Here is a 23847-nt window from a genome sequence, read left to right as displayed (position 1 = left end):
GGCTAGTGCCGGGCGTCGCCCTATTTCCAGGCGCGCAGGAAGAGGCGGTAGCGGTGGAGGGAGTCGCGCTGGGTGGGGCGGTTGGCGGGATCGTCGTCGGCGTCGACCTCGCCGAAGCCCGCGGCCCGGCACAGAGCCATGGCCGCGTGGCGGTTGGGGACCCACCAGTTGCTGACGTCGGCGTTGAGCTCGTTGGACTCGAAGAACTCGCAGAACGAGTGGTGCTCGAAGCCGGGGACGGCCACTGCCTCGGTCTCGACGACGAGCAGGTTGCGGGTGAGCGATGCCACCCGCTCGAGGGCCAGGAGCGGGTGGCGCATGTGGTAGAGCACGCCCATGAAGAAGACGACGTCGAACGTGCCCAGCGGTTCGAGGTCCATGGTCATGAAGTCGCCGACCACGCTCTCCACCCGGCTGGCGCGGGCGCGGTGGGCGGTGTCGAAGCCCGCCTTGCCGGGCAGCTCGTGGGGCCGCCACAGCGTGGGGTCGTGGTGGTACTGCACGGGCACGGTGCCGTTGCGGCGGCACTCGTCCCAGTAGGCCTGCTGGCGGGCCAGGTCCATCGACCACACGTAGTGGTCAAGGGCGACGACCCGGGAGGCGCCTTCGGCCTCGGCCCGGAAGGAGAAGTAGCCGTCCCACGCGCCGATGTCGAGCACCGACTTGCCGGCCAGCGAGGGCAGGCGCATGGCGTCCCACTCCCGGGCCAGGTGCTCGGCGCTCTTGCGGCCGTCGCTGACGACGCCGCCCCCCAGGTCGATCGAGTGCCACCAGAAGGGCACGGTCTCGACCGCCTTGGCCAGCTTGCGTTGGTTGCGGGTGGCAGCCACCTTCATCTCCCCTGGGCCCGGTCGCGGAACCACCGCAGGACCTGACCGGTGCCCTCTTCGATCGTGGTCCACGGCTTCCAGCCCATGTGGACGGCTGCCTTGGACGGGTCGAGTGACGACCGCCGCAGCTCACCCTGGCGGGCTGGGGCGTAGTTGGGCGGGGACTCGGCCCCGGCCCCGTTGGCCATCGTCGTGTACAGATGGTTCACCGAGGTCTCTGTGCCGGTGCCGATGTTCATCAGCAGGCCGTCCCCCCGGGTGGCGGCCCGCGAGAAGGCGTCGACCACGTCGTCGACGAACACGAAGTCGCGGGTCTGCTCGCCGTCGCCGAAGATCGTGCACGTACGCCCGGCCAGCAGCAGGCCGGCGAAGATGGCCACTACCCCGGCCTCGCCGTGGGGGTCCTGGCGGGGGCCGTAGATGTTGCCCAGGGCCAGGCTCGTGCACTCGAGGCCGTGCAGCTCGCGGTAGGCCAGCAGGTAGTCGACGCCCGCCTTCTTGGACACGCCGTAGGGCGACAGGGGGCGCTGGGGGGCGGACTCGCGGATCGGGAGCTTGTCGGTCTCCCCGTAGAGCGTGCCGCCGCTGGCCGCGAAGACCACCTTGCGGCTGCCGGCCAGCCGCGCTCCTTCGAGGACGTTGATGGTGCCGATGACGTTGACCTCGGCGTCGAAGGCGGGCTGCTCCACCGAGACCCGCACGTCGGCCTGGGCGGCCAGGTGGAAGATCACCTCGGGACGGCGGTGGGCGATGAGCTGGACCACGGCGTCGGACCGGATGTCGATGCGGTGGAACGAGTACTCGCGCCTGGGGTCGGAGCGGGCGTCGGCCAGGTTGGCCAGAGTGCCGCTGGAGAGGTCGTCCACCACGTCGACCGAGTGGCCCTCGGCCAGCAACCGGTCGACCAGCGTCGAACCGATGAACCCCGCGCCCCCGGTGACCAGCGCCCGCATGGCGCTCACCCGCCCGCCGGGAAGCGCTCGCCGTCGAGGTAGGCGCCGGGGGGCACCTCCATGGCCTTGCCCACGACGCTGAGACCCCTCACCTGCGCACCTTCGCCCACCACGGCCTCCTCGCCCACGATCGAACCTTCGACGACGGCCCCGGCGTGGACCGACGCGCCGGCCATCAGCACCGAGCCCCGGACCTCGGCCCCCTCGGCCAGCCGCGCCCCGGCCCCGATCACCGAGCGTTCGACCCGGGCGCCGGCGTGTACGAAGGCGGCCGTACCCACCAGCGAGCCGCCTGACACGAGACCGTCGATCACCGGTTCGCCCAGCAGCCACACCGGCCCGTGGGCGCCGTCGCGCCGGACGGCGCCGGGGGCCGGGGGCGGCGGGCGCAACCCGTCGAGCAGGTCGAGCTGGGCCTGGAGGTAGAGGGCGGGCGTCCCGGTATCGAGCCAGTAGGCACCGGACACGGCCGCGTAGAGCACGCCCTCGGAGGCCATGGGGGGGAACACCTCGCGTTCGATCGACACCGCCCGCCCCACCGGGACCCGGTCGAGCACCGACGGTTCGAGCACGTAGGTGCCGGCGTTGATGTCCCCGCCGGCGGCCACCGCCGCCAGCTGGCCTGGGCCGGGTTTCTCCACGAAGGCCTTCACGCGACCGGAGGCGTCGGTGGTCACCAGGCCGTAGGCCGAAGCGTCGGCCACGTGGTGGAGGGCGATGGTGCCCTCGGCCCCCCAGTGCCGGTGGGAGGTGACGAGGGCGCTCACGTCGAGATCGGTGAGAACGTCGCCGTTGACGGCCACGAACGTTTCATCGACGCCCGCCTCGCGGGCCGCGTAGGCGATGGCCCCGGCCGTGCCCATGGGCTCGGGCTCCACCACGAAGCGCAGGGCTATGTCGCCCATCCGCCCCTCGGGGAACAGCGACAGGAACGGGCCCGGCCGGTAGCCCAGCGAGAGCACCGCCTCGGTCACCCCGTGACCTCCAAGGTGCGCCAGGACCCGCTCGATCATGGGGACCTCGGCCACCGGCAGCATCTGCTTGGGCATCGCCAGGGTGAGCGGCCGCAGGCGCGTGCCCTCGCCGCCCACCAGGACGACAGCCCTCACGGGACGGCGGTCGTGGTGGTCGTCTCTTCGACGGTCGTGGTGGTCGCCGGGAGCGTGGTGGTGGCTGCGTTGGGGACGTCGGACAGGTTGTCGAGCATCGGCTCGGACGGGGGCTTGCGGACCTCGGTGCCAGCGGGGACGAAGGCGATGGTGATCAACTGGTTGTCGGTCAAGCGGATGTCACGGGGGTTGCCCGTGAAGGTCCGGCCCTGGTCGCTCTCGGCCCGGGTGTCCCAGATCTTGGTGACGAGGCTGGCCTCCTGGCCGTTGCAGTCGTCCCCGTTGCGGTAGGTGCGCTGGTCGGTGGGCAGCTTGAGGGACGTGGCCGACGCGTCGATGCCGACGGCGTCGAAGTAGACCCCGAGGGTGGCCCGCTGGCCGGCGGCCTGGGAGCTGAAGGGGTGGACGTGGACGATGCCGTCGCCGTGGGTGTGGATGCCGAGCGGGTCGTTGCCGGTGTCAGGGACGTTGGGGGCGAACGTGCCGCACAGGTCGAAGCCGATGGCCGCGTGCCAGTGGTCGACGCCCACCTGGGGGGCCGAGGTGTCGGGCTGACGCTCGTTGCGGCTCATGATGACCAGGGCCGTTCCGAGCACGACGACGGTCGTGACCAGGGCCGGGAAGAACCACGAGCCCTGGCCTCGCTTGGTCCGCCCACCGCCGGTACGGGCGACCTTGGTGACCTTCCGGGTAGTTGTCTTGGCCATTTGGCACCAAACCTACCGGACGCCGCGTCCTACCCGGGTGCGAGGCCGGCCCTCACGGCCGGCTACGCCAGCCCTCGTAGGCCCGCTGGCCCCACGACAGGGCGGTGCGGGCCCCGAGGCCGGCGGCCACCGCCGGTAGGGCCAGGCGGTCTCGCCCACTGGCGCTCTTGCGGGCGAACCGCCACAGCGACCGGTGGTGCTCCAAGATCATGCGGTAGGGCGCCTGGTCGGTCGACACCCCGCCGGTGTGGACCACCCGGCCTTCGGGCTCGTAAGCCACCCTCCAGCCCGCCTGCCACGTCCGCCAGCACAGGTCGACGTCCTCGGCGTACATGAAGTAGTCCTCGTCGAAGCCCCCGACGGCCTGGTAGGCGCTGCGGCGGGCCATGAGGCACGAGCCCGACACCCAGTCGACCTCTCCCCGGTGGCTGTGGTCCCAGTCGGCCAGCTTGTAGGCCCGTGACCAGCGGTTGCGGGGGGCCACGTACCCCAAGAAGGCGTGACCGGCGGCCACGCCCAGTTCGGGGAAACGCCGGGCCGAGGGGTAGAGCGAGCCGTCGGGCTCCTCGACCCGGGGCCCGACGACGGCCAGGCGGGGGTCGCGCTCGAGGGCGTCGACCAGGGCCTTCACGGTCCCCGGTTCGACGACCACGTCCGGGTTGAGGACCATCACGTAGGGCTCGTCCACCTCCCGTACCCCCCGGTTGGCGGCCGTGCCGTAGCCCAGGTTGGCCCCGGTGGCGATGAACCGGGCGTCGGGGTCGGCGGCCGCCACCGCCTCGGCCGACCCGTCCTGGGAGTCGTTGTCGACCACCACCACCGTCTCCACGCCCTCGGACCGCAGGCTGGCCAGGCAGGCCACGAGCGCATCGCGGGCGTTGTAGTTCACCACCACCGCGGCGGCCGGGGAGTCGGGCATGGTGCCTCTCATGCCCTCCAGAACCGGTAGCGGGCCAGCACCCACAGGGCGCGGAACCCGTCTTTCCACGTGATCTTCTTGCCTTCGTGGTACTCCCGGCCGGCGTAGGAGATGGGCACCTCGTAGATGCGGTAGCCCCGGCGCAGCACCTTGGCCGTGATCTCGGGCTCGAAGTCGAACCGGTTGGAGTCGATCGTGATCCCGTCGAGCACCCGGCGGTCGAACAGCTTGTAACAGGTCTCCATGTCCGACAGCGTGGTGTTGTAGAGCAGGTTGGTGACGAGCGAGAGGAAGCGGTTGCCCACCCAGTGGGTGAAGAGCATGTTGCGGCGCTCGCCTGTGAAGCGGCTGCCGTAGACGACCTGGGCCTTGCCCTTGAGGACGGGGGCCAGCAGCTTGGGCCAGTCGTCGGGGTCGTACTCCAGGTCGGCGTCCTGGATCAGCACCAGGTCGCCCCGCACGTGGCCCAGCCCGGTGCGGATGGCCGCCCCCTTGCCGGCGTTGGCCGGGTGCTGGACGACCTGGACGGTGGAGTCCTCCAGGGCCTTGAGGATGTCGGCCGTGCCGTCGTGCGACGCGTCGTCGACCATGACGATCTCCAGGTCGAGGGGCAGGTCGACCTTGCGCATGCGCCTGACTATCTCGGCCACGGTGTTGCGCTCGTTGTAGACGGGCACGATCACCGACAGGGTCTTGAACTCGGGGACGTCGGCGGAGGGGTCAGTCACGGCGGAACCATTCTGCGGTGCGGGCCAGGCCGGTGGCCAGGTCGACGGCCGGTTCCCAGCCGAACAGGCTCTTGGCCAGGGTGATGTCGGGCCGCCGCTGGGTCGGGTCGTCGACGGGCAGGGGCTCGAAGTGCAGCTCGGACTTCGAGCCGGTCACCTCGAGCACGGCCTGGGCCAGGTCGAGGATGGTGAACTCGTTGGGGTTGCCCACGTTGACGGGACCGACGTGGTCGCTGTCGAGGAGGGCCAGCAGGCCCCTGATCTCGTCGTCGACGTAGCAGAAGCTGCGGGTCTGGCGGCCGTCGCCGTAGACGGTCAGGGGGCGGCCCTCGAGGGCCTGGACCAGGAAGTTGGAGACGGCCCGGCCGTCGTCGGGGCGCATGTGGGGGCCGTAGGTGTTGTGGCACAGCACGCCCGCTCCCGCCCAGAAGTTCTCGCGGCCGGGCACGCAGAAGTCGTAAACCAAAGGGGTGGCCGGTACTTCGACCACCTCGGTGACCGTGGCCCACACCACGTCGCCCCACCGGGGGGCGTCGAGCGACTGGCTGACGCCCCGGTCCCAGTCGAGGGGGCTCCAGGGGTGGACGTCGGCCACCGCCACCAGCCAGTGGGGGTAGCGGTGCGTCCGCCGGCTCACCGTGGGCACCAGGCCGAAGCGGCCGAGGATGACCACCAGGTCGTCCTTGAGCAGGTCGGACGTGGTGGAGAACTCGTGGCGGACGGTGTCGAAGCGAAGCCCCGACTGCCCGCCCTCGCCCTCGCGCAGCCCCTCGACGAACCACTTGAGACGGGCCAGGGGCAGGCCCATCACCCAGCCCGGCGCCCGCTTGGGCCCGGCCGTGAAGCCCAGGTGGGCGAAGAGGTCGAGCAGCAGCCGGGAGTGCACGTAGAGCGCGCCCCCGCTGCGTACCGTCCGCAGCCCGAGGTCGCGCTCGACGATCTTGGCCGCCTGGTCGAGGGTGGCCTCGGGGGCGGTGACCGAGACGAAGGCGTCGCGATCGGACTCGTATCGGCAGCCGCGGGCGCAGTAGAGCCCGAGCAGCCACAGCAGCTCGTTGCTGACGACCAGGGTGAGGGGTAGCTCGACCGGGTTGCCGGTGCCGTGAGGCTTGACCATGGCGTCGGCGGGCACGGCCAGGCTGAGCTCGCGCAGGGCACCCAGGGGGAGCTGGTCGCGCTCGATGCACGTCCGCACCCGCGCCCACATGGCCCGCCGCCGGTCCTTGGCAGTGGAGGGGGCGTGCCCCAAGAAGGCGGTCAGCAGGTCCTGGCGGTGCTCGTAGGCCGTTGCCCCGAGACCGGGAGCGCGCACGTCGAGCGTCCACGGGTCGCGGCCCCGGGCGTCCCACAGCTCGGCCATGTCCACCGTCGCCCGGTCGCGTACGACGACGTCGGCCCGGCCGGCCACGGCCACCTGGTCGCCGGGGCGCAGGTCGTTGACGGGCCTGGCCTGCGCGCCCCGCTCGGGGCCGCCCGGGCCGGGGACGAACAGGCTGTGGTCACCGGTCACCCGCACGGTACGGCCCAGCGAGGTGCGGACCTCGAAGCACGGGCCGGTGGGGGGGTGGCCCACGAGGGCCACGGCCATGCTGGCCCGCACGGCCCCCTTGCGGTCGAAGGCGGGCACCGTGTAGCCCTCGAGGTCGGAGAAGGGGGAGCCCAGGCGGGCGGCCAGGTCGCCGATGGCCTCTCGCCGCAGCTCGGTGCCGTCGTCGTAGAGGACCTGCTCGTCGGCCAGCACGGAGTTGAAGATCCGGACTATGCGCACGTCGACGCCGTGGTGGCGGTGGTAGGCCATCGTCATGGCCTCGGCGAAGCGTTTGGCCTCGTCGTAGACCCCCCGGGGCCCGATGGGGTTGACATTGCCCCAGTACGTCTCGGGCTGGGGGTGGACAAGGGGGTCGCCGTAGACCTCGCTGGTCGAGGCCAGGAAGTAGCGGGCGCCCTTGTCCTTGGCCAGGCCCAGCGTGTTGTGGGTGCCCAGGCTGCCCACCTTGAGGATGGGGATGGGGATGCGGTCGAAGTCGGCGGGCGAGGCCGGGCTGGCGAAGTGCAAGATGGCGTCCACCCGGCCGGGCACGTGGACGAAGTTGCTCACGTCGTGGTGCTGGAAGGTGAACGCCTTGTTGCCGAAGAGCTCGTCGATGTTGCGCAGCGAACCGGTCACCAGGTTGTCGATGGCGATGACCTCGTCGCCCCGGGCCAGCAACTGGCGGCACAGGTGGGAGCCGAGGAACCCGGCTCCGCCGGTGACGACGACCCTCACCGGCCGACGCCGCTGTAGGTGAAGCCGAGGCGCCGCAGGGCGGCTGGGTCGAGCAGGTTGCGGCCGTCGACCACCATCGGGGCGGCCAGCAGCCCGGCCACCTTGGTGAAGTCGAGCCTGCGGAACTCGTCCCACTCGGTGAGCACGACGAGCACGGCCGCGCCCTCGCAGGCGGCGTACGGGTCGGCGCACACCTCGATGCCCTCCAGGGGCCTGGCCACGGCCGGGTCGTAGGCCGCGACCGCCGCCCCCCGCTGGCGCAGGCGGGCGATGACCGCCAGCGCCGGCGAGTCGCGCAGGTCGTCGGTCCTGGCCTTGAAGGTCAGGCCCCACACGGCCACCCTCTTGCCGTCCAGCGAACCGCCGGCCAGGGCTTCGACCTTGCCGGCCATCACCTCGAACTGCTCCTGGTTGACGGCGAGCACGCCCTGGAGCAGCCCGAAGTCGTAACCAGCGTCGGACGCGATCTTTACCAGGGCGGTGACGTCCTTGGGAAAGCACGACCCTCCCCACCCGGGGCCGGGGCGGAGGAACTCGAAGCCGATGCGGGTGTCGTAGCCCATGCCCAGCAGCACGTCGCGCACGTCGGCCCCCACGGCCTCGCACACGTTGGCCACGGCGTTCACGTAGCTCACCTTGGTGGCCAGGAAGGCGTTGGAGGCGTACTTGATCATCTCGGCCGAGGCCGGGTCGGTGACGATCACCGGGGCTTGCACACCCCGGTAGAGCGCAGCCACCCGGGTGGCCGCCTCCTGGCGGTCGGCCCCGATGACGATGCGGTCGGGGTGGAGGAAGTCGTGGACCGCCGACCCCTCCCGCAAGAACTCGGGGTTGGACACGACCCACACGTCGTCGCGCCCCAGGGTCTCCTCGACCACCCGGGTCGAACCCACGGGCACGGTCGACTTGTTGACGACCACCGACTCGGGGGCGAGGACGGGGCCGATCTCGGCCGCCGCGGCCCGCAGGTACTGGAGGTCGGCGGCCCCGTCAGGGCCCTGGGGCGTGGGCACGCACAGGTACACGAACTCGCACGTGGCCGCGGCCTGGGCCGCGCCCACGACGAACTTGAGCCGCCGCCCGGCGATGCCCTCACGCACCATCTCGGTCAACCCTGCTTCCAGGATCGGTACCTCTCCGGCGGCCAGGCGGGCCACCTTGTCTTCGTCCACGTCCGCGCACAGCACGTAGTGGCCCAGGTGGGAGAAGCACGCCCCGGCCGTCAGGCCCACGTAGCCCGACCCCACGACCGCGATCCGGCTCATAGGGCGTTGGCCCCGGACGGGCCCGGCTCGCTGGCGCTCGCGCGGTCGGGGGCGCCTGCACGCCCTCGTTCCCTCGGGGGCGCAGCCCCCGCGGTAACCCGTGCGCTGTCCTCGCTCATGGGGGCCAAGAGTAGGGGGTGCGGGGTCAGGTCAACTCCTTGACGAGGTGGGCCAGCGTTTCATGGTGGTCGGCCAGCAGGGGCAGGCCGGCCAGGCGTAGGGCGGCGTTGTCGAGGACCGACGACGCCGGGCGGGGGGCGGGCCGGGGCGGGTCGAGCTCGGCCGTGGTGATGGGCGACACCAGGCCGGCGTCGAGGCCGGCCGCGGCCACGATGTCACAGGCGAACCGGTACCAGGTGGTGGCGCCTTGGTTGGTGACGTGGAACGTCCCCGGCAGGCGGCCCACGACCAGCCGGCGCACGGCCACGGCCAGGTCGGTGGCGAAGGTGGGGCAGCCCCACTGGTCGTCCACCACCCGCAGGGGCTGGCGGGCCGAAGCCCTGGTCAGGACCGTCTTGACGAAGTTGCGGCCGTGGCGCCCGCACAGCCACGACGTGCGCACAATGGTCGCGGCCGGCCCGGCCTCGTGCTCGCCGCCCAGCTTCGACCGCCCGTAGACCGACAGCGGGTTGGTGGCGTCCCACTCGTGGTAGGGCCGGCCGGCGGTGCCGTCGAAGACGTAGTCGGTCGAGATGTAGCAGAGGTCGGCGCCCGCGCCCCGGGTGGCTTCGGCCACGTGGCGCGTCCCCAGGGCGTTGACCGCCAGGGCTCGGTCGGGGTCGCCCTCGCAGCCATCCACGTCGGTCCAGGCGGCGGCGTGGACAACGGCATCGGGGCGGGCCCCGCCCACGGCCTGCATCACCTGGTCGCGGTCCGAGACGTCGAGGGCGGCCCGGTCGCAGGCCACCACGTCCCACGGGCGGCCTTGGCCGGGCTGGGCGAACGCGGCTTCCAGCTCCCGGCCGAGCTGGCCGCCCGCACCGGTTATCAGCACTCGCATCCGGCTCGCCCTACCCGCCCGGGGGGCCGGCCCAGGCCGACGCTTCCTGCACCGGGGCCCGGCCCCGGAGGGGCTCCCACCAGCCGCGGTTGGCCGCGTACCAAGCCACCGTCTGGGCCAGGCCCTCGGCGAACCCGATGGTGGGCGTCCACCCGAGCTCCCGCTCGATCTTCGAGGAGTCGAGCAGGTAGCGGCGGTCGTGACCGGGCCGGTCGGGGACGATCCGCTTCAAGTCCGCGGGCTTGTCCAGGGTGGCCAGCACCAGGTCGGCGATCTCGGCGATGCTGCGCTCCACGCCCGTGCCCACGTGGTAGGTCTCGCCCGGCCGCCCCCGTTGGAGGACGGCTTCGACGGCTCGGCAGTGGTCGAGCACGTGGACCCACTCCCGCCGGTTGTCGACCGACTCGTAGAGGGGGAGGGGCTGGTCGTCGAGGGCCTGGGCCACGAACAGGGGGATGACCTTCTCGGGGAACTGGTAGGGCCCGTAGTTGTTGCAGCAGTTGGTGATCGTGACCGGCAGGCCGTAGGTCTCCGAGTAGGCCCGCACGGCGTGGTCGGCGCCCGCCTTGGAGGCGTTGTAGGGCGTGCGGGGCCGGTACGGCGAGTCCTCGGAGAACGATTCGTCGGAGTCGAGGGCCAAGTCGCCGTAGACCTCGCAGGTGGAGATGTGGTGGAAGCGGGCCACCCCGGCCCGCCGGGCGGCCTCCAGCATCGACTGGGTGCCGATGACGTTGGTGCGGAAGAACCGGCCCGGGTCGATGACCGCCAGGCTGTTGTGGGACTCGGCCGCGAAGTGCACGACCACGTCGGTGCCATGGGCCGCCATGGCCTCCTCGGCCGTGGCCGTGTCGCACACGTCGGCTACGACCAGCGGCACCCGGCCCTCGAGGCCGGCCAGGTTGGCCCGGTCGCCGGCGTAGGTCAGCACGTCGTAGGCCACCACTGAGTCGTCGGGATGGTGCTCGGCCCAGTAACGCACGAAGTTGGACCCGATGAAGCCGGCTCCGCCGGTGACCAGGAGGTTCACCGGGTTAGACCAAGTCGACGCGCGAGTGATCGCCGAGGATCAGCCGGTGGGCTTGGGGGCGGGAGCGGGATCGGCACACTTCTACCTGCTTGCCTATCAGGGAATCGGCGATGCGGGCCATGTCGACGATCCTGCTCTGCTCCAGCACGATCGAGTGCTCGATCTCCGAGCGCAGGATCTCGCAGCCGTAGTAGACCGACGTGAACGGGCCGATGAAGCTGTCGACCACTCGTGTGCCCTCGCCGATGATGGCCGGGCCACGGATGATCGAGCGCACCACTTCGGCCCCGGGCTGCACCACCACCCGGCCCACCAGGCGGGACTCGTCGTCGACCATGCCCTCGATGGCGGGCTCGACGGACTCCAGTACCAGCCGGTTGCCCTCCAGCAGGGCCTCGACCTGGCCCGTGTCCTTCCAGTAGCCGGCCACCACCTGGCTGCGCACGGGGTGGCCCTGGTCGATGAGCCACTGGATGGCGTCGGTGATCTCCAGCTCGTCCCGCCACGAGGGCTGGATGGCCCGGACGGCCTCGTGGATGGCCGCGTTGAACAGGTACACGCCCACCAGGGCGAGGTCGGAAGGCGGTGACTTGGGCTTCTCGACCAGGCGCACCACGGTGCCGTCGCCGTCGAGCTCGGCCACCCCGAAGTGCTGGGGGTCGGGCACCCGAACGAGCAGGATGCGGGCCGCCGCCCCCTCCTCCTCGAACAGGCGGACGAACTCGGTGACCCCTTCGCCCAGCAGGTTGTCGCCCAGGTACATGACGAAGTCGTCGTCACCCAGGAACTCGCGGGCGATCAGCACGCAGTGGGCCAGGCCCCGGGGCTCGTCCTGGGGGATGTAGGTGACCTTCAGGCCCCAGCGCTCGCCCGTGCCCACCGCGCCCCGCATCTCATCGGCCGTGTCGCCCACGATGAGGCCCACCTCGACGATGCCGGCGTCGGCGATGGCCTCCAGGGCGTAGAAGAGGATCGGCTTGTTGGCCACAGGGACGAGCTGCTTGGCGCTCGTGTGGGTTATCGGCCGCAGCCGGGTGCCGGCCCCGCCCGCGGGGATGATGGCCTTCATGAGGGCCTCCTTGGTGCGGCCCCGGCCCTCAGCACGCGGGCTGCGTCGAGCCGCGGGCCTCGGGGGCCGGGTCCTGGGGGACGAGGGTGGTTGTCGGGCTGGAGTCGGGGCCGGCCGGGCTGGGGCGTACGCCCGCGTAGTCGGCGCCCACCACGAGGGCCAGGTCGACGGTGCCCAGGGTGGAGTCCATCTCCAGGCTGGCCCCTGCGATGAGGTAGCTGTGCAGCAGTTGGGCCTTGTCCTGCTTTCCCGGGCCGTAGCGGACGACGGTGCGGTCGTAGGTGAACGAGTCGGCGTCGCCCGGGGTGCCCGGCACCAGGAAACCGAGGCCCTGGAGCGCGAAGGCGGTTGAGCTGGCTGCCCCGTCGCCCCCGAACCCGTTGAGCACCCGTACGCGGGTGTCCGACGGGCGTACAGGCGGGACCTCGGCGGGCACTATGCCGTTGATCCGGTCGATGAGAGGCTGGGCCTCCTCCTCGATCAGCAGTTGCACGTCGGCCCCGCCGGGGGTGATCCAGCGCTCGGTGGGAAGGGTCTGCATGTCGACCGAGTCGGCGTCCAGCGACCGGAACCGCCGAGCGACGTTGACCATGTCCTTGGTCGACATGGCCGAGTCGATGGTCAGGTTGCTGACGCCGATGTTGACCAGGCGGTTGAGGGTTATGGGGTTGCCGATACCGGCCGAGAGGGCCTTGCGCATCATGCGGCGGATGAAGTCCTGCTGGCGGTTGATACGCCCGAAGTCCGACGTCTCGTCGGTCACCCACCGGCCGGCCTCGTAGGACTCGTAGAACCGGCTGCGCACGTAGGCCAGGGCCTGGTAGCCGTCGAGGCGGACGCAGCCCGCTTCGGGCAGGTCGAGGCCGCTGTAGTGGTCACGGGCGGGCGCGTTGATGTGGATGTCGAGCCCGCCCACGGTGTCGACGATGTTGCGGAACCCCTCCAGGTCGACCTGCACGTAATGGTTGATCTTGATCCCCAGGTTGTCTTGGATCGTCCTCACCAGCAACTGGGGGCCGCCGATGGCGAAGGCGCTGTTGATCCTGTCGTGGTAGCCGTTGATGTTCGTCCACAGGTCGCGGGGGATCGACAGGATCGCGGCCTTCTGCTGCACGGGGTCGACGTGCAGCACCATCATCGTGTCGCTCAGGCCGTCGCGGCCCGCCTCCGAGCCCGCCCCGGTGATGACGCTCAGGTCGCCCGAGACGTTGTCGCGGGTGTCGGACCCCACGAGGAGCACGTTCATGACCTTGCCGGGCTCGTCGTCGGCCAGGATGGGGATGTCGACCCGGGCGATCTTGTCGATCTGGTTGCGAAGGTAGAGGTAACCCCCACCGGTGGCCAGCACGGCCAGGGCGAGCAGCACGATGAGGCTGTTGAGCGTCCACGTGAGCCAGCGCGGGCGGTGGTGGCGCGACCTCGGGGCGCGCGGGCGCGGCGGGCCGGGAGGTCGGCCCCGGCGAACGAGGTCCGCGGGTGCAGCCACGGTCGAAGGCTACCGCCTCCGGTATGGCCCTCCTGGGCACGCTCCTATCCTGGGAGGGTGAGCGCCGCGGTCGATCTCGCCCTGGTCGGCGGGTGGAGGTGCAGTGGTCTCGAAGAGGTGACCGACGACCTCTGCGCGCTCGACGGCGCGGGCCGCTGGGTGGTGGTGCTGCCTTATGAGGGCCGGGCGGTCTGTGCCCGCTTCCGGTCCTGGCAGCGCGCCCCCGGCGGGCCCTACCGCCGGCGCTCGGCGGCCGTCCCCCTGGCCGGCTGGAGGTCGAGCCTCGACCGCGCCGGCTTCCTCCATGGGGTGCAGGAGGTGCGGGAGGCGATCGCCGCCGGGGACGTCTACCAGGTGAACCTGTGCCGGCGGCTGTCGACGGCCCTGCCCGACGGGTTCGACGCCCTGTCGTTCGGGGAGGACCTGCTGGCCGCCCATCCCGCCCCGTACGGGGCGGTGGTCGATCTCCCGTCGCTGGGGCTGCACGTGGCCTCGGCCTCCCCGGAACGCTTCCTGCGGCGCCAGGGCCGGGTCGTCGAGTCCCGGCCCATCAAGGGTACGGCGGCCGTGGCCGGCGGGTTCACGGCCAAGGACCGAGCCGAGAACGTCATGATCGTCGACCTGGTCCGTAACGACCTGGGCCGGGTGTGCGAGTTCGGCTCGGTGGAGGTGCCTGGGCTCTGCGACGTCGAGGCCCACCCTGGCCTCTTCCACCTGGTCAGCACCGTGCAGGGCCGGCTGCGGGCGGGGGTGGGGTGGCCCGAGCTGCTGGCCGCCACCTTCCCCCCGGGGTCTGTCACCGGTGCCCCCAAGCTGGCCGCCCTGGGCATGATCGGCGCCCTCGAGCCCGTGAGCCGCTCGGTCTACTGCGGCGCGGTGGGCTGGGTGGACGCCGACCGCCGCGAGGGCGACCTCAACGTGGCCATCCGCACCTTCTGGACCGAGGGCGGCGAGTTGCACCTGGGGGTGGGAGGCGGGATCACGTGGGGCTCGGCACCGGCCGCCGAGTGGGAGGAGACCGAGCTCAAGGCCCGGCGCCTGCTGGGGGCGGCTGCCGGGGTCGTGGCCGTCGGGGGGCGGGCGTGAGCCCGGTGGTGTGGCTCGACGGCCGCCTGCTGGATGCCTCCGAGGCCCGGGTCTCGCCCTTCGACCACGGTCTGCTCACCGGGGACGGGGTGTTCGAGACGCTACGGGTCTACCGGGGTGTGCCCTTCGCCACCGGCCGCCACCTGGACCGGCTGGCCCGGTCGGCGGCCGTCCTGGGCCTGGACGCGCCCGGGCCCGACGTCCTGCGGCCGGCCATGGCCGAGGTCGTCGAGGCCAACCGCCTGTCCGCCGGCCGGCTGCGGGTCACGGTGACGGGCGGGCCGTCCCCGCTGGGCCCGGCGCGGGGCCGGGGGGCCCCCACGGTGATCGTGGCCGGCGGGCCCATGGCCCGGTGGCCGGAGACGGCCGACGTGGCCGTGGCGCCTTGGCCCCGCAACGAGCGCAGCCCCCTGGTGGGCGCCAAGACGACGTCCTACGCCGAGAACGTGGTCGCCCTGGCCTGGGCCGAGGCCCGGGGGGCGGGCGAGGCGGTGTTCGCCAACCTGGCCGGTCACCTGTGCGAGGGCACGGGTACCAACGTGTTCCTGGTGGTCGGGGGGCGCCTGGTCACGCCCCCGCTGTCGTCGGGGTGCCTGGGCGGGGTCACCCGCGAGCTCCTGTGCGAACTGGTGGACGTCGAGGAGGCCGACGTGGGCGTGGAGGTGCTGGCCGAGGCGTCCGAGGCCTTCCTGTCGTCGTCGACCCGCGAGGTCCAGCCCATCGCCACCGTCGACCGCCGGCCCCTGCTCTCGGCCCCGGGGCCCCGCACGGCGGAGGCGGCTGCCGCCTTCCGGGCGCTGGTAGGCGCGGACCTCGACCCCTGAGAGCGGGCAGGATGGCCGCCATGGACAGCCCGTGCGCCCGGGTGGCCTCCATCCCCGGCAAGGGCCGGGGCCTGCGGGCGTCGCGCCCCATCGCCGCCGGCGAGGTGATCGAGCGGGCGCCGGTGATGGTCATGCCGGCCGCCGAGTGGCCCCTGCTCAGCCAGACGATCGTGGCCCGCTACTGCTTCAGTTGGCGCGACGGCACCGACGACACCGCCCTGGCCCTGGGCCTGTGCTCGCTCCTGAACCACTCCTACACACCCAACGTCTACTCGCAGCGGCACGTGCGCCCGCGGGTGATCGAGTTCATCGCCCTGCGCGACATCACCGAGGGCGAGGAGCTGACCATGAACTACCACGGCGAGCCCGACGCCACCGCCCCCGTCGACTTCCCGGTCAGGAAGTGACCGCCGGGCCTCAGGCCGGGCGCAGGTGGACCACGTCCCCGGCGGCCACGACGTGGCTCCCGTTGCCGTCGTCGAGGACCAAGTGGCCCTCGTCGGTGACGGCCACAGCCGTGCCTTCGAGAGGGGGGCGGCCCGGGCCCAAGTCCACCCGGGCCCGGCGGCCCAGGGTCGTGCACAGCCCTCGGTACCGCTCCAGCAGGGCTTCGGGGCTGGCCCGCAGGGCCCGGGCCAGGTGGTCCAGCAGCGCGGTCAGGACGGCTTCGGGGTCGACGGCCCCCCCGGCCATCCGGTCGAGCGACGCCCCGTTGGCGGGCGGGTTGGCCGTCCCCCAGTTCAAGTTGAGGCCCAGGCCCACCACCACGGCCTGGTCCGCCCCTTGGCCGACGGCCTCGCCCAGGACCCCGCCCACCTTGGCCCCGCCGGGGGTGACCACGTCGTTGGGCCACTTCAGGGCCAGGTCCACGGCGGTCACGGCCGTGCACGCCTCCACCGCGGCCACGGCCATGGCCAGGGTGGCGAGGGGGGCGGGGAGCCGGCCCCGCCCGGGCCGCCCTGGTCGCCCGAGCGCGACCGACACCAGCAACGACGACCCGGCCGGGGCCTCCCAGCGGCGCCCCAGGCGCCCCCGCCCGGCGCTCTGGTGGTCGGCCACCACCACCAGCTGGCCGGCCAGTTCGGGCGCCGCCCGCACCAGGGCGGCGGCCGTGGAGCTCGTCGATGCCAGCTCGGCGTACCGGCGTACGTCCCCGAACCAAGGCCCCTGCGGGGCGGCCGTGCTGGCGGAGCCGTCCACTGGGGCTGCACGATAGGGCGCCCATGTTCGCCAAGGTGCTCATCGCCAACCGGGGGGAGATCGCAGTGCGCATCATGCGCACCTGCCAGGACCTCGGCATCCGTACCGTCGCCGTCTACTCCGACCTCGACCACCGGTCGCTCCACGTCCGGCTGGCCGACGAGGCCTACGCCATAGGCGGGCAGACGGCGGCCGAGAGCTACCTCAACGTCGAGGCCGTGCTCGACGTGGCCCGCCGCAGCGGGGCCGACGCCCTGCACCCGGGTTACGGCTTCTTCTCCGAGCGAGCCGATGTGGCCCGGGCCGTGGCCGCCCAAGGGGTCACGTTCATCGGCCCGCCCCCTGAAGCCATCGAGGCCATGGGCGAGAAGATCGCCTCCCGGGTGACATCCACGGCCGCCGGGGTCCCACCCGTCCCAGGCACCCTGGAACCGGCCCGGTCGGCCGGCGAGGTGGCTGCCTTCGGCCAGCGTCACGGGTGGCCGGTGGCCATCAAGGCGGCCTTCGGGGGTGGCGGCCGGGGGATGAGGGTGGTGCACGACGCGGGGTCGGCGGCCGCCGCCCTGGAGGCGTGCCAGCGGGAGGCGCTCTCGTCGTTCGGGCGGGACGAGGTCTACCTCGAGCGTTACCTGACCTGGCCCCGCCACATCGAGGTGCAGCTCATAGCCGACACCCACGGCAACGTGGTGTGGCTGGGAGAGCGCGACTGCTCGGTCCAGCGCCGCCACCAGAAGCTGATCGAGGAGACGCCCTCCCCGGCCCTGCCCGAGCAGACGCGGGCCCGGATGGGCGAGGCGGCCGTGAAGGTGGCCCGGGCCTGCGGCTACACCAACGCGGGCACCGTCGAGTTCCTCTACCAGGACGGCGAGGCCTGGTTCTTGGAGATGAACACCCGCCTCCAGGTCGAGCACCCGGTGACCGAGATGGTGACGGGGATCGACGTGGTGGCCGAGCAGATCCGGGTGGCGGCCGGCGAGCCCCTGTCCTTCACCCAGGAGTCGGTCGTGAGGCGGGGGGCGTCGATGGAGTGCCGGATCAACGCCGAGGACCCGGCCGGGGGCAAGTTCCTGCCCTCCCCCGGGGTCATCACCCGCTTCTCACGGCCCGGGGGCTTCGGGGTGCGCGTCGACGCTGGCATCGGTGTGGGGGACACGGTCAGCCAGCACTACGACAACCTGCTGGCCAAGGTCGTGACCTGGGGCGCGACGCGCGACGAGGCCCGCCGCCGGATGGTCCGGGCCGTGCGCGAGACGGTCATCGAGGGAGTGGCCACCAATGTGGCCGCTCACCTGGCCGTCCTCGAGCACCCCGACTTCGTGGCCGGCTCCCATTCCACCCGGTGGCTGGAGGAGCGTCTCGACTTCTCGTCCATCGGCGGTGGTGGGGGGGTGCTCCACCCTGGCGCCCCTCGCCCGCCGGGGCGGGAGGTCGACGTAGAGGTCGACGGCCGGCGCTTCCACGTGCGGGTCCACGAGTCCGAGGCGGCCAAGGTCGTCCCCGGCCGCCCGCCTGCGGGCAGCCCCCAGGCCCGCGCCCGCCGCCGGGCCGAGGCGGCCGGGCCGGCGGGCGCCGGTCGGGTCACAGCCCCCATGCAGGGCACGATCGTGACCGTGTTCGTGGCCGTGGGCGAGCAGGTCGAGGCCGGCCAGGCCCTGTGTGTGCTGGAGGCCATGAAGATGGAGAACCAGGTGGAGTCGCCCGTGGCCGGCACCGTCACCGACGTGCGCGCCCGCCCCGGCGACACCGTGGCCGGTGGCGACCTGCTGGTGGTCATCGAACCGGCGTGAGGGCCCCTTCTGTGCGACTGGGCTGTCCGTGGAGGAAGGGTTACTGCACCAGCGCGCCTCGGGGTGCCCGGTCCTGATCGGGCCGCAGGTGCGCACGGCCAGGCTGGTGCTACGGCGGTGGCGAGAGAGCGACCTCGAGCCGTTCGCCGCCCTGAACACCGACCCCGAGGTGATGGCCCACATGCCGGACGTGCTCGACCGCTCGGCGAGCAACGCCATGGTCGCTCGTATTGAGGCCCACTTCGAGGCCGAGGGCTTCGGCTTGTGGGCCGTGGAGGTGCCCGGTGGTGTGCCCTTCGCCGGGTTCGTAGGCCTGAGCCGGGTGGGCTTCGAGGCCCCGTTCACCCCCGCGGTGGAGATCGGGTGGCGGCTGGCCCGGCCGTGCTGGGGCCGGGGCTACGCCACCGAGGGGGCGGCGGCTGCCCTGGCCTTCGCCTTCGAGCAGGTGGGCCTCGATGAGGTCGTCTCGTTCACCGGACCGGCCAACGCCCGCTCACGGGCCGTGATGGAGCGCATCGGCATGGCCCGCGACCGCGCCGGTGACTTCGAGCACCCCCGCCTGCCTCCCGAGCACCCTCTGCGCCGTCACGTCCTCTACCGCGCCCGCCCCAGGGCTTAGCCGGCCAGTGGTGGTCAGCGGCCGTTCGCGCCTTGTGTACCGCCGGTCATGAGCCGTCAGTCGGAGGCGTCGGCCAGGGACTCGGCCAGGGTGGGGTGGACGAGCAGGCTGTCGAGCACGTCGCTGACCCGCAGGCCGGCGGTCACGGCCAAGGCGATGACGGCGATGAGCTCGGCCGCGTGGCGGCCCACGATCGACCCCCCGAGGACCACGCCGGTGGCCGGGTCGGACACGATCTTGACGAACCCCCGGGGGTCGTCGTTGATCAGCGCCTTGGCATTGGCCGCGAACGGCACCTTGGTCACCCGGATCTTGCGCCCCAGGGCGAAGGCGTCGGCCTCGTGCACCCCCACCTCGGCGATCTCGGGTTCGGTGAAGATGGCCTGGGCGGCCAGCTCGTAGTCCAGGTGGCGGTGCTGGCGGGTGTGCAGGCCCATGGCGTGCTCGGCGATCTTGCGGCCCTGCATGGCAGCCACCGAGGACAGGGGCAGCTTGCCCGACAGGTCGCCGGCCGCGTAGATGTGGCTCACGTTGGTCTGGCAGTGCTGGTTGACGGGGACGAACCCCCGGCCGTCGACCTCCACCCCGGCGGCCTCGGCGCCCAGCCCGTCGGAGTTGGGCACCGACCCGATGGCCAGCAGCACGTGGCTGCCCCGGGCCTTGCGCCCGTCGTCGCAGTTGACGACCACGCCGCCCTCGGGGCCCAGGTCGAGGCTCTCGGCCTTGGCCCCCTTGAGCAGGCTGATCCCCCGGCGTAGGAAGTCGTCCTCCAAGGCGGCGGCCACCTCGGGGTCGCGTCCCGGCAACACCTGCTGGCGGCTGACTATCAACGTGACGTTCGACCCGAACGACCTGAACATGTGGACGAACTCGACACCCGTGACTCCCGAGCCCACGACCACGAGATGGGTTGGTATGGCCGGAGGGGGATAGGCCTGGCGGGTCGTGAGCACCCGGTCGCCGTCGGGGGCGGCCCACTCCGGGATGCGGGGCCGGCTGCCGGTGGCCAGCACGACCACGTCGGCCTCCAACTCCTCAGCCCCGGCCGGGCCGTCGACGGCCACCGTGTGGGCGTCGAGCAGCCGGCCCGTGCCTTCGACGAGGCGCACGCCCTGGCTGGTGAGCAGGTCGACCACCGAACCCCGCAGGTGGCCCTCGATGTCGGCGATGCGCCGCTTGAGGGCGTCGACGTCGACCGAGGCCGTGAGCTCGGCCAAGCCCATGCCCGCCGACCGGTGCATGAAGGCCATGGCGTTGCCGGTGGCGATCATGGCCTTGGAGGGGATGCAGTCCCACAGGTGGGCGGCCCCACCCACAACGTCGCGCTCCACGACGGTGACCTGGGCGCCGAGCTTGGCGGCGGTCGTGGCGGCCTGGTTGCCACCCGGACCGCCCCCTATGACGACCAGCCGGACGGGACGTACGGGCACGTGGCCAACCTACCCCTCCGGATGGCGGCGGCCACCCGGAGGGCCCAGGTTCAGCTCAGATGGCTACTGCCACACGTGGTAGGTCCGGTCATCGGTGCCCGCCAGGAACACGTCGAACCGGTTCAGCCCCCGAGACGTGGCGCCGGGGCCTTCGGACCACCGGTCGGTCTGGCGCCCGATGAACACCCAGCTACCCCAGCCCCCGCTGCCGTAGGCGACGGCGTAGACCCGGTTGTCGCTGCCCCGGGCGAACAACAGCAGGTTGCCGGTGTCCCACGAGGCCAGCTCGGGCTCAGAGTTGAGGGTCACGGCCGGGGTCATGGGGTGGTGAACTCCAGGGTTGCCGGCAATGTAACCAAAGGCCTTGCCCTCGACGGGCTTGCCCCAGCCCGACCAGCCGCTGCCGTCGTAGAACTTCTGGTGGAGCTGGTTGTCAGCGCCCCGCACGAACAGGTCGAGGCGCTCGCCGCCCCAGGCCACCGACGCCGGGTCGGACCGCACCTCGGCGTCCCCGTGGAGGCCGCCCGACGGCTTGCCGTGGAAGATCCAGCCCGAGTTCCAGCCGACGTGCGGGCCGTCGTAGAAGCGCTCGTAGACGTCACCGTCCACGTTGACGACGAACACGTTGAGGCGGTTGACGCCCCGGGTGGCCAGCGTCGGGCTGGCCGTGAGCTTGCCCTCGTCGTCGAGCCCGGCCCCGCTGACGAGCGGGAAGGGCCGTACCCACTCGGACCAGTTTGCCCCGCCGTTGTTGGAGAACTTCTGCCACAGCTTGTCGTCGGTGCCCTGGACGAACACGTCGAGCCGGCCTGGGCCCCACGAGGCGATGGCCGGGTTGCCCTGGGCCCCGCCCGGGGGGCCACCCAGGTTCACGTACCCGGTCCAGGCCGTGTTGGGGAAGTCCTCGCGGGTCCAGAAGATCTCTCCGCCGTCACGCACGACCACGTCGAGGCGGTTGAAGCCCCGCACCGAGGCCGCCCCGGGGGACGACTTGGCCCGGTCCGCGGACTGGATCTCGTTGGGCCCGTGACCAGGACCGCGGGGCGGCAGGGTGGTGCTGGTGGTCGTCGTCGAGGTTGAACTTGTACTCGAGGTTGAGGTTGAGCTGGTGGAAGAAGTGCTGGTAGACGAGGTGGTGGTCGTGGCATTGTCGTTCCAGGTCACGACCAGCTCGGCGATGTAGTCATCGTTGAGGGTGAAGGTGTGGAGGTTGCCGGAACTGTCGACCGGGCTGGCCGAGCCTCCGCCGCTGCGGGTACCGACCACCGAGGTAACCGCCGCCCCACCGGCGGGCACGACCTCGAAGACCTGGGCGGGTACCGAGCCGTGGAAGAGGCTGGCCGTGACGCTTACACCCCCTGGGGGGGTGGGATCGGTCGTGGCCGCCCCGCACACGCTGGGTGACGTGCACGTGAGCGTGGTCGTGTAGACGGCGGCGTAGGCCGAGCCGGGGAACGCCAAGGCGCCTCCGACGAGCCCGAACATCAGGGCCAGCACGGCCAGGGGGCGCCTGCGCGCCACGGGTTCAGCCATTGCGTACCTCCTGGTTGACGGTCCGCGCGTTCATGCCCTGGGTGGGTCGCGCAGTCGTTCGGCCTCGCACGGGGGAAGGCGTGCTGCTCCGCCCCTCGCCGCGGGACCGGCATGGCTGATAGCTCACAGCCGGGCCTCCTCGGGTTGGTCTCGACCCCAGCCTAGGCGCGCCCAGGGCCCCCATGTGCAACGCGTCCGTAACATGAGCTCTAAGCGGCGATGAGGGCCACACCGACCACCGCCGCCGCAGAGGCCTGGGTGCCGATGGCCAGGCGGTGGGCCGGGCCCGACCAGGATTGGAGGCGGAGGTGCAGCCGGTGGAGCTGATCGGGGCCGCGGACGCCCGCCCCGGCCAGCACCAGGGCCCCCCTCACCGCCCCGAAGGCCGTGCCGATGGCCAGGCCACCGATCGCCGAACCGCTCAGGAGGGCGGCCGCCAACGCGAGGTATACGGCCGAGGTGCTGACGATGGTCACCACGCCCAGGCCGAGCTGGGCGCCGAAGCCTGAGCCGTAGACCCAGCCCCGGTAACGGTCGAGCCACAGCTCGTTCACCTGGCGGTGCACGGTCGGCGGGTGAAGGCCCCCGACCCCGGTATCGAGGGCCGCCCCGAGCACGGCCAGGGCCACGAACACCAGGGCCGCCCACCGGCCGGGGGCGCCTAGGGCGGCACCGGCCAGGCCCAGGGCGGCCCCCAGGGCGGCGGCCGACGCCACCGAAGCGACCAGGTAGGACCCGACCGTGACTCCCCATCGTTGTCGGCGTCCCCGCTCCCCGAGCGGGTGGATGCTGGCCAGCATCGACTCCCCTCAGGGCGACCACGTCGAGCGCAGGCCAGCGGCCATGGCCACCGCGATCCCGGCGCTGACCAGCGCGGCGGTCACCACCGCCCGCTCACTCCCGGCCGGCCCGGGCGTCGTCGCCCGCCCCGCCTGTCCCGGGCCCGGCCGGCCCCGACGGCGGCCCGGCGTCGGGGTAGAGGCGGGGGTCGCCGGGGCGGATGCCGGCGGCCAGGAGCCGTTCGTCGGTGTCGGCGTGGCCACCCTCGGCTTGCCGCCCCGCCGAGCCGTCTCCGACGGCTTGGCGCAGCAGGGCGCTGACCTGTGCCCAGTCGGCCCCCGCCCCCTGGCCGACGACTGCTCCGGTCCTGCCGTCCACGTGGACGAAGTAGGGCGTGGTGGGAACGCCGTAGGCGTCCCACGCCGGGCTGGACATGACCACCGGGTGGTCGGGAGGGGCCAGATGGGCCACGCGGCCGGCATCCTCGGCCCCCATGTCCTTGGTGACGATCACCAGCCGGGCGCCGGCCGGCAGGCCGAGGTCGGACGGTCCGTGGGCGAAGGCGTGCCAGAAACCGGTGCAGGTGGCGCACGTGCTCGACAGGAAGGCCACCAGGGTGTCATGGCCCGTCCCCCGCACTGCCACCTCGACCGGTGCCCCGGCCGGGGTCGTACCCGAGAGGTCGCTGCCCTCGGCAACCCCGCTCACTGCTGGGCGTCCGTTCGTCCAAGGGCGGGACCTCAGGCCGACGGCCACCGCACCCGCGCCGGCCGGGTCGGCGCCTACCCCCAGGCGGTGGAGCGATCGCAGGATCTCGGCGTGGGTGCGCAAGAGACCGACCACCAGCAGGGAGAGCAGCACGAGGGCGACACCCTGAAGAACGACGAGCGACGCCATGGTCCTCAATTGCCGGGACCCGCGCCCGCCGGGGCCCGACTGGCGGCGATGGCTTGGGCCAGCACCGTGAGCACAGCCCAGGCCAGGGCGGTAGCCGTGGCCGCCAGGAGCAGGAAGGGCACGCCCGCCAGCGGTTGGCCCCGCATGGCCGCGGCCAGGTTGCCGCCTCCGCCCGCGGCAACGGCTGCGGCCACGGCCGCGGCCGCCAGGTTGAGCACCAGGTGGAGGGCGGTGGGCGGCGACTGGCGGGCGCCGAAGCACCCGCAGTCGGCGACCGGGGCCCGGCGGGCCAGCGCCAGGGCCACGAAGCCCGCGAAGGCGGCGTAGAAGCC

Annotated in this window: 22 protein-coding genes and 2 pseudogenes; 5 read left to right on the top strand and 19 right to left on the bottom strand. The window is 72.4% G+C overall.

The window, feature by feature from the left end; all coding sequences use genetic code 11:
• Positions 1 to 20: 20 nt before the first annotated feature.
• The 13 genes and pseudogenes from AB1673_12820 to AB1673_12760 form a co-directional block, all read right to left on the bottom strand.
• The gene (locus AB1673_12820) at positions 21 to 830 is read right to left on the bottom strand and encodes a DUF1698 domain-containing protein (protein MEW6154853.1); all 810 of its coding nucleotides are present in this window, start codon (positions 828 to 830) and stop codon (positions 21 to 23) included.
• Between the two features lie 2 nt (positions 831 to 832).
• Positions 833 to 1783, bottom strand: coding sequence for a GDP-mannose 4,6-dehydratase (locus AB1673_12815; protein ID MEW6154852.1), 951 nt, complete (start codon positions 1781 to 1783; stop codon positions 833 to 835).
• 5 nt (positions 1784 to 1788) lie between these two features.
• Entirely contained in the window at positions 1789 to 2892 is a 1104-nt protein-coding gene (locus AB1673_12810; GenBank protein ID MEW6154851.1) for an NDP-sugar synthase, read from the bottom strand.
• Positions 2889 to 3599 carry a hypothetical protein gene (locus AB1673_12805; GenBank protein MEW6154850.1) on the bottom strand — a complete coding sequence of 237 codons (711 nt, stop codon included), beginning with the start codon at positions 3597 to 3599 and terminating at the stop codon, positions 2889 to 2891. Before AB1673_12805 ends, AB1673_12810 begins: the two co-directional genes overlap by 4 nt.
• Positions 3600 to 3651: 52 nt before the next feature.
• The gene (locus tag AB1673_12800) at positions 3652 to 4518 is read right to left on the bottom strand and encodes a glycosyltransferase family 2 protein (protein ID MEW6154849.1); all 867 of its coding nucleotides are present in this window, start codon (positions 4516 to 4518) and stop codon (positions 3652 to 3654) included.
• Positions 4519 to 4526: 8 nt separating this feature from the next.
• Entirely contained in the window at positions 4527 to 5246 is a 720-nt protein-coding gene (locus AB1673_12795; protein MEW6154848.1) for a glycosyltransferase family 2 protein, read from the bottom strand.
• Positions 5239 to 5649, bottom strand: a pseudogene (locus tag AB1673_12790) (NAD-dependent epimerase/dehydratase family protein). The gene AB1673_12795 and the pseudogene AB1673_12790 overlap by 8 nt, the downstream one beginning before the upstream one ends.
• A 6-nt stretch (positions 5650 to 5655) precedes the next feature.
• Positions 5656 to 7512 (bottom strand): annotated as a pseudogene (locus tag AB1673_12785) (GDP-mannose 4,6-dehydratase).
• Positions 7509 to 8777: a UDP-glucose/GDP-mannose dehydrogenase family protein gene (locus tag AB1673_12780; protein ID MEW6154847.1), complete on the bottom strand. Its 1269-nt coding sequence runs from the start codon at positions 8775 to 8777 to the stop codon at positions 7509 to 7511. Before AB1673_12780 ends, AB1673_12785 begins: the two are co-directional and overlap by 4 nt.
• A 145-nt stretch (positions 8778 to 8922) precedes the next feature.
• On the bottom strand, positions 8923 to 9777 hold the full coding sequence (rfbD, locus tag AB1673_12775; protein MEW6154846.1) for a dTDP-4-dehydrorhamnose reductase: 855 nt from the start codon (positions 9775 to 9777) through the stop codon (positions 8923 to 8925).
• A 10-nt stretch (positions 9778 to 9787) separates the two neighbouring features.
• Positions 9788 to 10804 carry a dTDP-glucose 4,6-dehydratase gene (gene rfbB / locus AB1673_12770; GenBank protein ID MEW6154845.1) on the bottom strand — a complete coding sequence of 339 codons (1017 nt, stop codon included), beginning with the start codon at positions 10802 to 10804 and terminating at the stop codon, positions 9788 to 9790.
• 4 nt (positions 10805 to 10808) lie between these two features.
• Positions 10809 to 11873, bottom strand: coding sequence for a glucose-1-phosphate thymidylyltransferase (locus tag AB1673_12765; protein MEW6154844.1), 1065 nt, complete (start codon positions 11871 to 11873; stop codon positions 10809 to 10811).
• Between the two features lie 28 nt (positions 11874 to 11901).
• Positions 11902 to 13359, bottom strand: a complete 1458-nt coding sequence (locus tag AB1673_12760) for an LCP family protein (GenBank protein MEW6154843.1) — start codon at positions 13357 to 13359, stop codon at positions 11902 to 11904.
• A gap of 57 nt (positions 13360 to 13416) precedes the next feature.
• Between AB1673_12760 and AB1673_12755 the strand changes: the two genes are divergently transcribed.
• Genes AB1673_12755 through AB1673_12745 form a run of 3 tightly spaced genes read left to right on the top strand, consistent with a single transcriptional unit; the run spans position 13417 to position 15676 of the window.
• Positions 13417 to 14445, top strand: a complete 1029-nt coding sequence (locus AB1673_12755) for an anthranilate synthase component I family protein (protein MEW6154842.1) — start codon at positions 13417 to 13419, stop codon at positions 14443 to 14445.
• Positions 14442 to 15269 carry an aminotransferase class IV gene (locus AB1673_12750; protein ID MEW6154841.1) on the top strand — a complete coding sequence of 276 codons (828 nt, stop codon included), beginning with the start codon at positions 14442 to 14444 and terminating at the stop codon, positions 15267 to 15269. The genes AB1673_12755 and AB1673_12750 overlap by 4 nt, the downstream gene beginning before the upstream one ends.
• A 20-nt stretch (positions 15270 to 15289) precedes the next feature.
• Positions 15290 to 15676 (top strand): SET domain-containing protein, encoded by a 387-nt coding sequence (locus tag AB1673_12745; GenBank protein MEW6154840.1) that lies wholly within the window; start codon positions 15290 to 15292, stop codon positions 15674 to 15676.
• A gap of 10 nt (positions 15677 to 15686) precedes the next feature.
• Here the strand turns inward: AB1673_12745 and AB1673_12740 are convergent, their stop codons facing one another.
• Positions 15687 to 16469, bottom strand: coding sequence for a biotin--[acetyl-CoA-carboxylase] ligase (locus AB1673_12740; GenBank protein MEW6154839.1), 783 nt, complete (start codon positions 16467 to 16469; stop codon positions 15687 to 15689).
• Positions 16470 to 16492: 23 nt separating this feature from the next.
• Here AB1673_12740 and AB1673_12735 point away from each other — a divergent pair, with 23 nt between their 5' ends.
• Complete coding sequence (locus AB1673_12735; protein ID MEW6154838.1) at positions 16493 to 18256, top strand: acetyl-CoA carboxylase biotin carboxylase subunit; 1764 nt, start codon at positions 16493 to 16495, stop codon at positions 18254 to 18256.
• 28 nt (positions 18257 to 18284) lie between these two features.
• Positions 18285 to 18875, top strand: a complete 591-nt coding sequence (locus AB1673_12730; GenBank protein ID MEW6154837.1) for a GNAT family N-acetyltransferase — start codon at positions 18285 to 18287, stop codon at positions 18873 to 18875.
• A 56-nt stretch (positions 18876 to 18931) separates the two neighbouring features.
• Here AB1673_12730 and AB1673_12725 read toward each other — a convergent pair whose 3' ends face one another.
• The 5 genes from AB1673_12725 to AB1673_12705 all read right to left on the bottom strand — a co-directional run.
• Positions 18932 to 20305, bottom strand: coding sequence for an FAD-dependent oxidoreductase (locus AB1673_12725; protein MEW6154836.1), 1374 nt, complete (start codon positions 20303 to 20305; stop codon positions 18932 to 18934).
• Positions 20306 to 20368: 63 nt separating this feature from the next.
• A complete protein-coding gene (locus tag AB1673_12720; protein MEW6154835.1) occupies positions 20369 to 21838 on the bottom strand; it encodes a hypothetical protein in 1470 nt (489 codons plus the stop codon).
• Between the two features lie 209 nt (positions 21839 to 22047).
• Positions 22048 to 22638, bottom strand: coding sequence for a hypothetical protein (locus AB1673_12715; protein ID MEW6154834.1), 591 nt, complete (start codon positions 22636 to 22638; stop codon positions 22048 to 22050).
• A 94-nt stretch (positions 22639 to 22732) separates the two neighbouring features.
• Positions 22733 to 23515 (bottom strand): hypothetical protein, encoded by a 783-nt coding sequence (locus AB1673_12710; GenBank protein ID MEW6154833.1) that lies wholly within the window; start codon positions 23513 to 23515, stop codon positions 22733 to 22735.
• A gap of 5 nt (positions 23516 to 23520) precedes the next feature.
• On the bottom strand, positions 23521 to 23847 hold a 327-nt coding region (locus AB1673_12705), incomplete at its 5' end, for a MauE/DoxX family redox-associated membrane protein (protein MEW6154832.1).

It is taken from the genome of Actinomycetota bacterium, assembly GCA_040754375.1.
Taxonomy (GTDB): Bacteria; Actinomycetota; Acidimicrobiia; order Acidimicrobiales; family AC-14; genus JBFMCT01.
This window is presented reverse-complemented; position numbering and strand designations above follow the sequence as displayed.

What these genes read in the sequence shown, in the direction of transcription:
- AB1673_12780 (MEW6154847.1), bottom strand. Translation starts at nt 8,777, where the DNA reads ATGAGCCGGATCGCGGTCGTGGGGTCGGGCTACGTGGGCCTGACGGCC.
- AB1673_12765 (MEW6154844.1), bottom strand. Translation starts at nt 11,873, where the DNA reads ATGAAGGCCATCATCCCCGCGGGCGGGGCCGGCACCCGGCTGCGGCCG.
- AB1673_12815 (MEW6154852.1), bottom strand. Translation starts at nt 1,783, where the DNA reads ATGCGGGCGCTGGTCACCGGGGGCGCGGGGTTCATCGGTTCGACGCTG.
- AB1673_12745 (MEW6154840.1), top strand. Translation starts at nt 15,290, where the DNA reads ATGGACAGCCCGTGCGCCCGGGTGGCCTCCATCCCCGGCAAGGGCCGG.
- rfbD (MEW6154846.1), bottom strand. Translation starts at nt 9,777, where the DNA reads ATGCGAGTGCTGATAACCGGTGCGGGCGGCCAGCTCGGCCGGGAGCTG.
- AB1673_12720 (MEW6154835.1), bottom strand. Translation starts at nt 21,838, where the DNA reads ATGGCTGAACCCGTGGCGCGCAGGCGCCCCCTGGCCGTGCTGGCCCTG.
- AB1673_12735 (MEW6154838.1), top strand. Translation starts at nt 16,493, where the DNA reads ATGTTCGCCAAGGTGCTCATCGCCAACCGGGGGGAGATCGCAGTGCGC.
- AB1673_12805 (MEW6154850.1), bottom strand. Translation starts at nt 3,599, where the DNA reads ATGGCCAAGACAACTACCCGGAAGGTCACCAAGGTCGCCCGTACCGGC.
- AB1673_12800 (MEW6154849.1), bottom strand. Translation starts at nt 4,518, where the DNA reads ATGCCCGACTCCCCGGCCGCCGCGGTGGTGGTGAACTACAACGCCCGC.
- AB1673_12710 (MEW6154833.1), bottom strand. Translation starts at nt 23,515, where the DNA reads ATGGCGTCGCTCGTCGTTCTTCAGGGTGTCGCCCTCGTGCTGCTCTCC.
- AB1673_12715 (MEW6154834.1), bottom strand. Translation starts at nt 22,638, where the DNA reads ATGCTGGCCAGCATCCACCCGCTCGGGGAGCGGGGACGCCGACAACGA.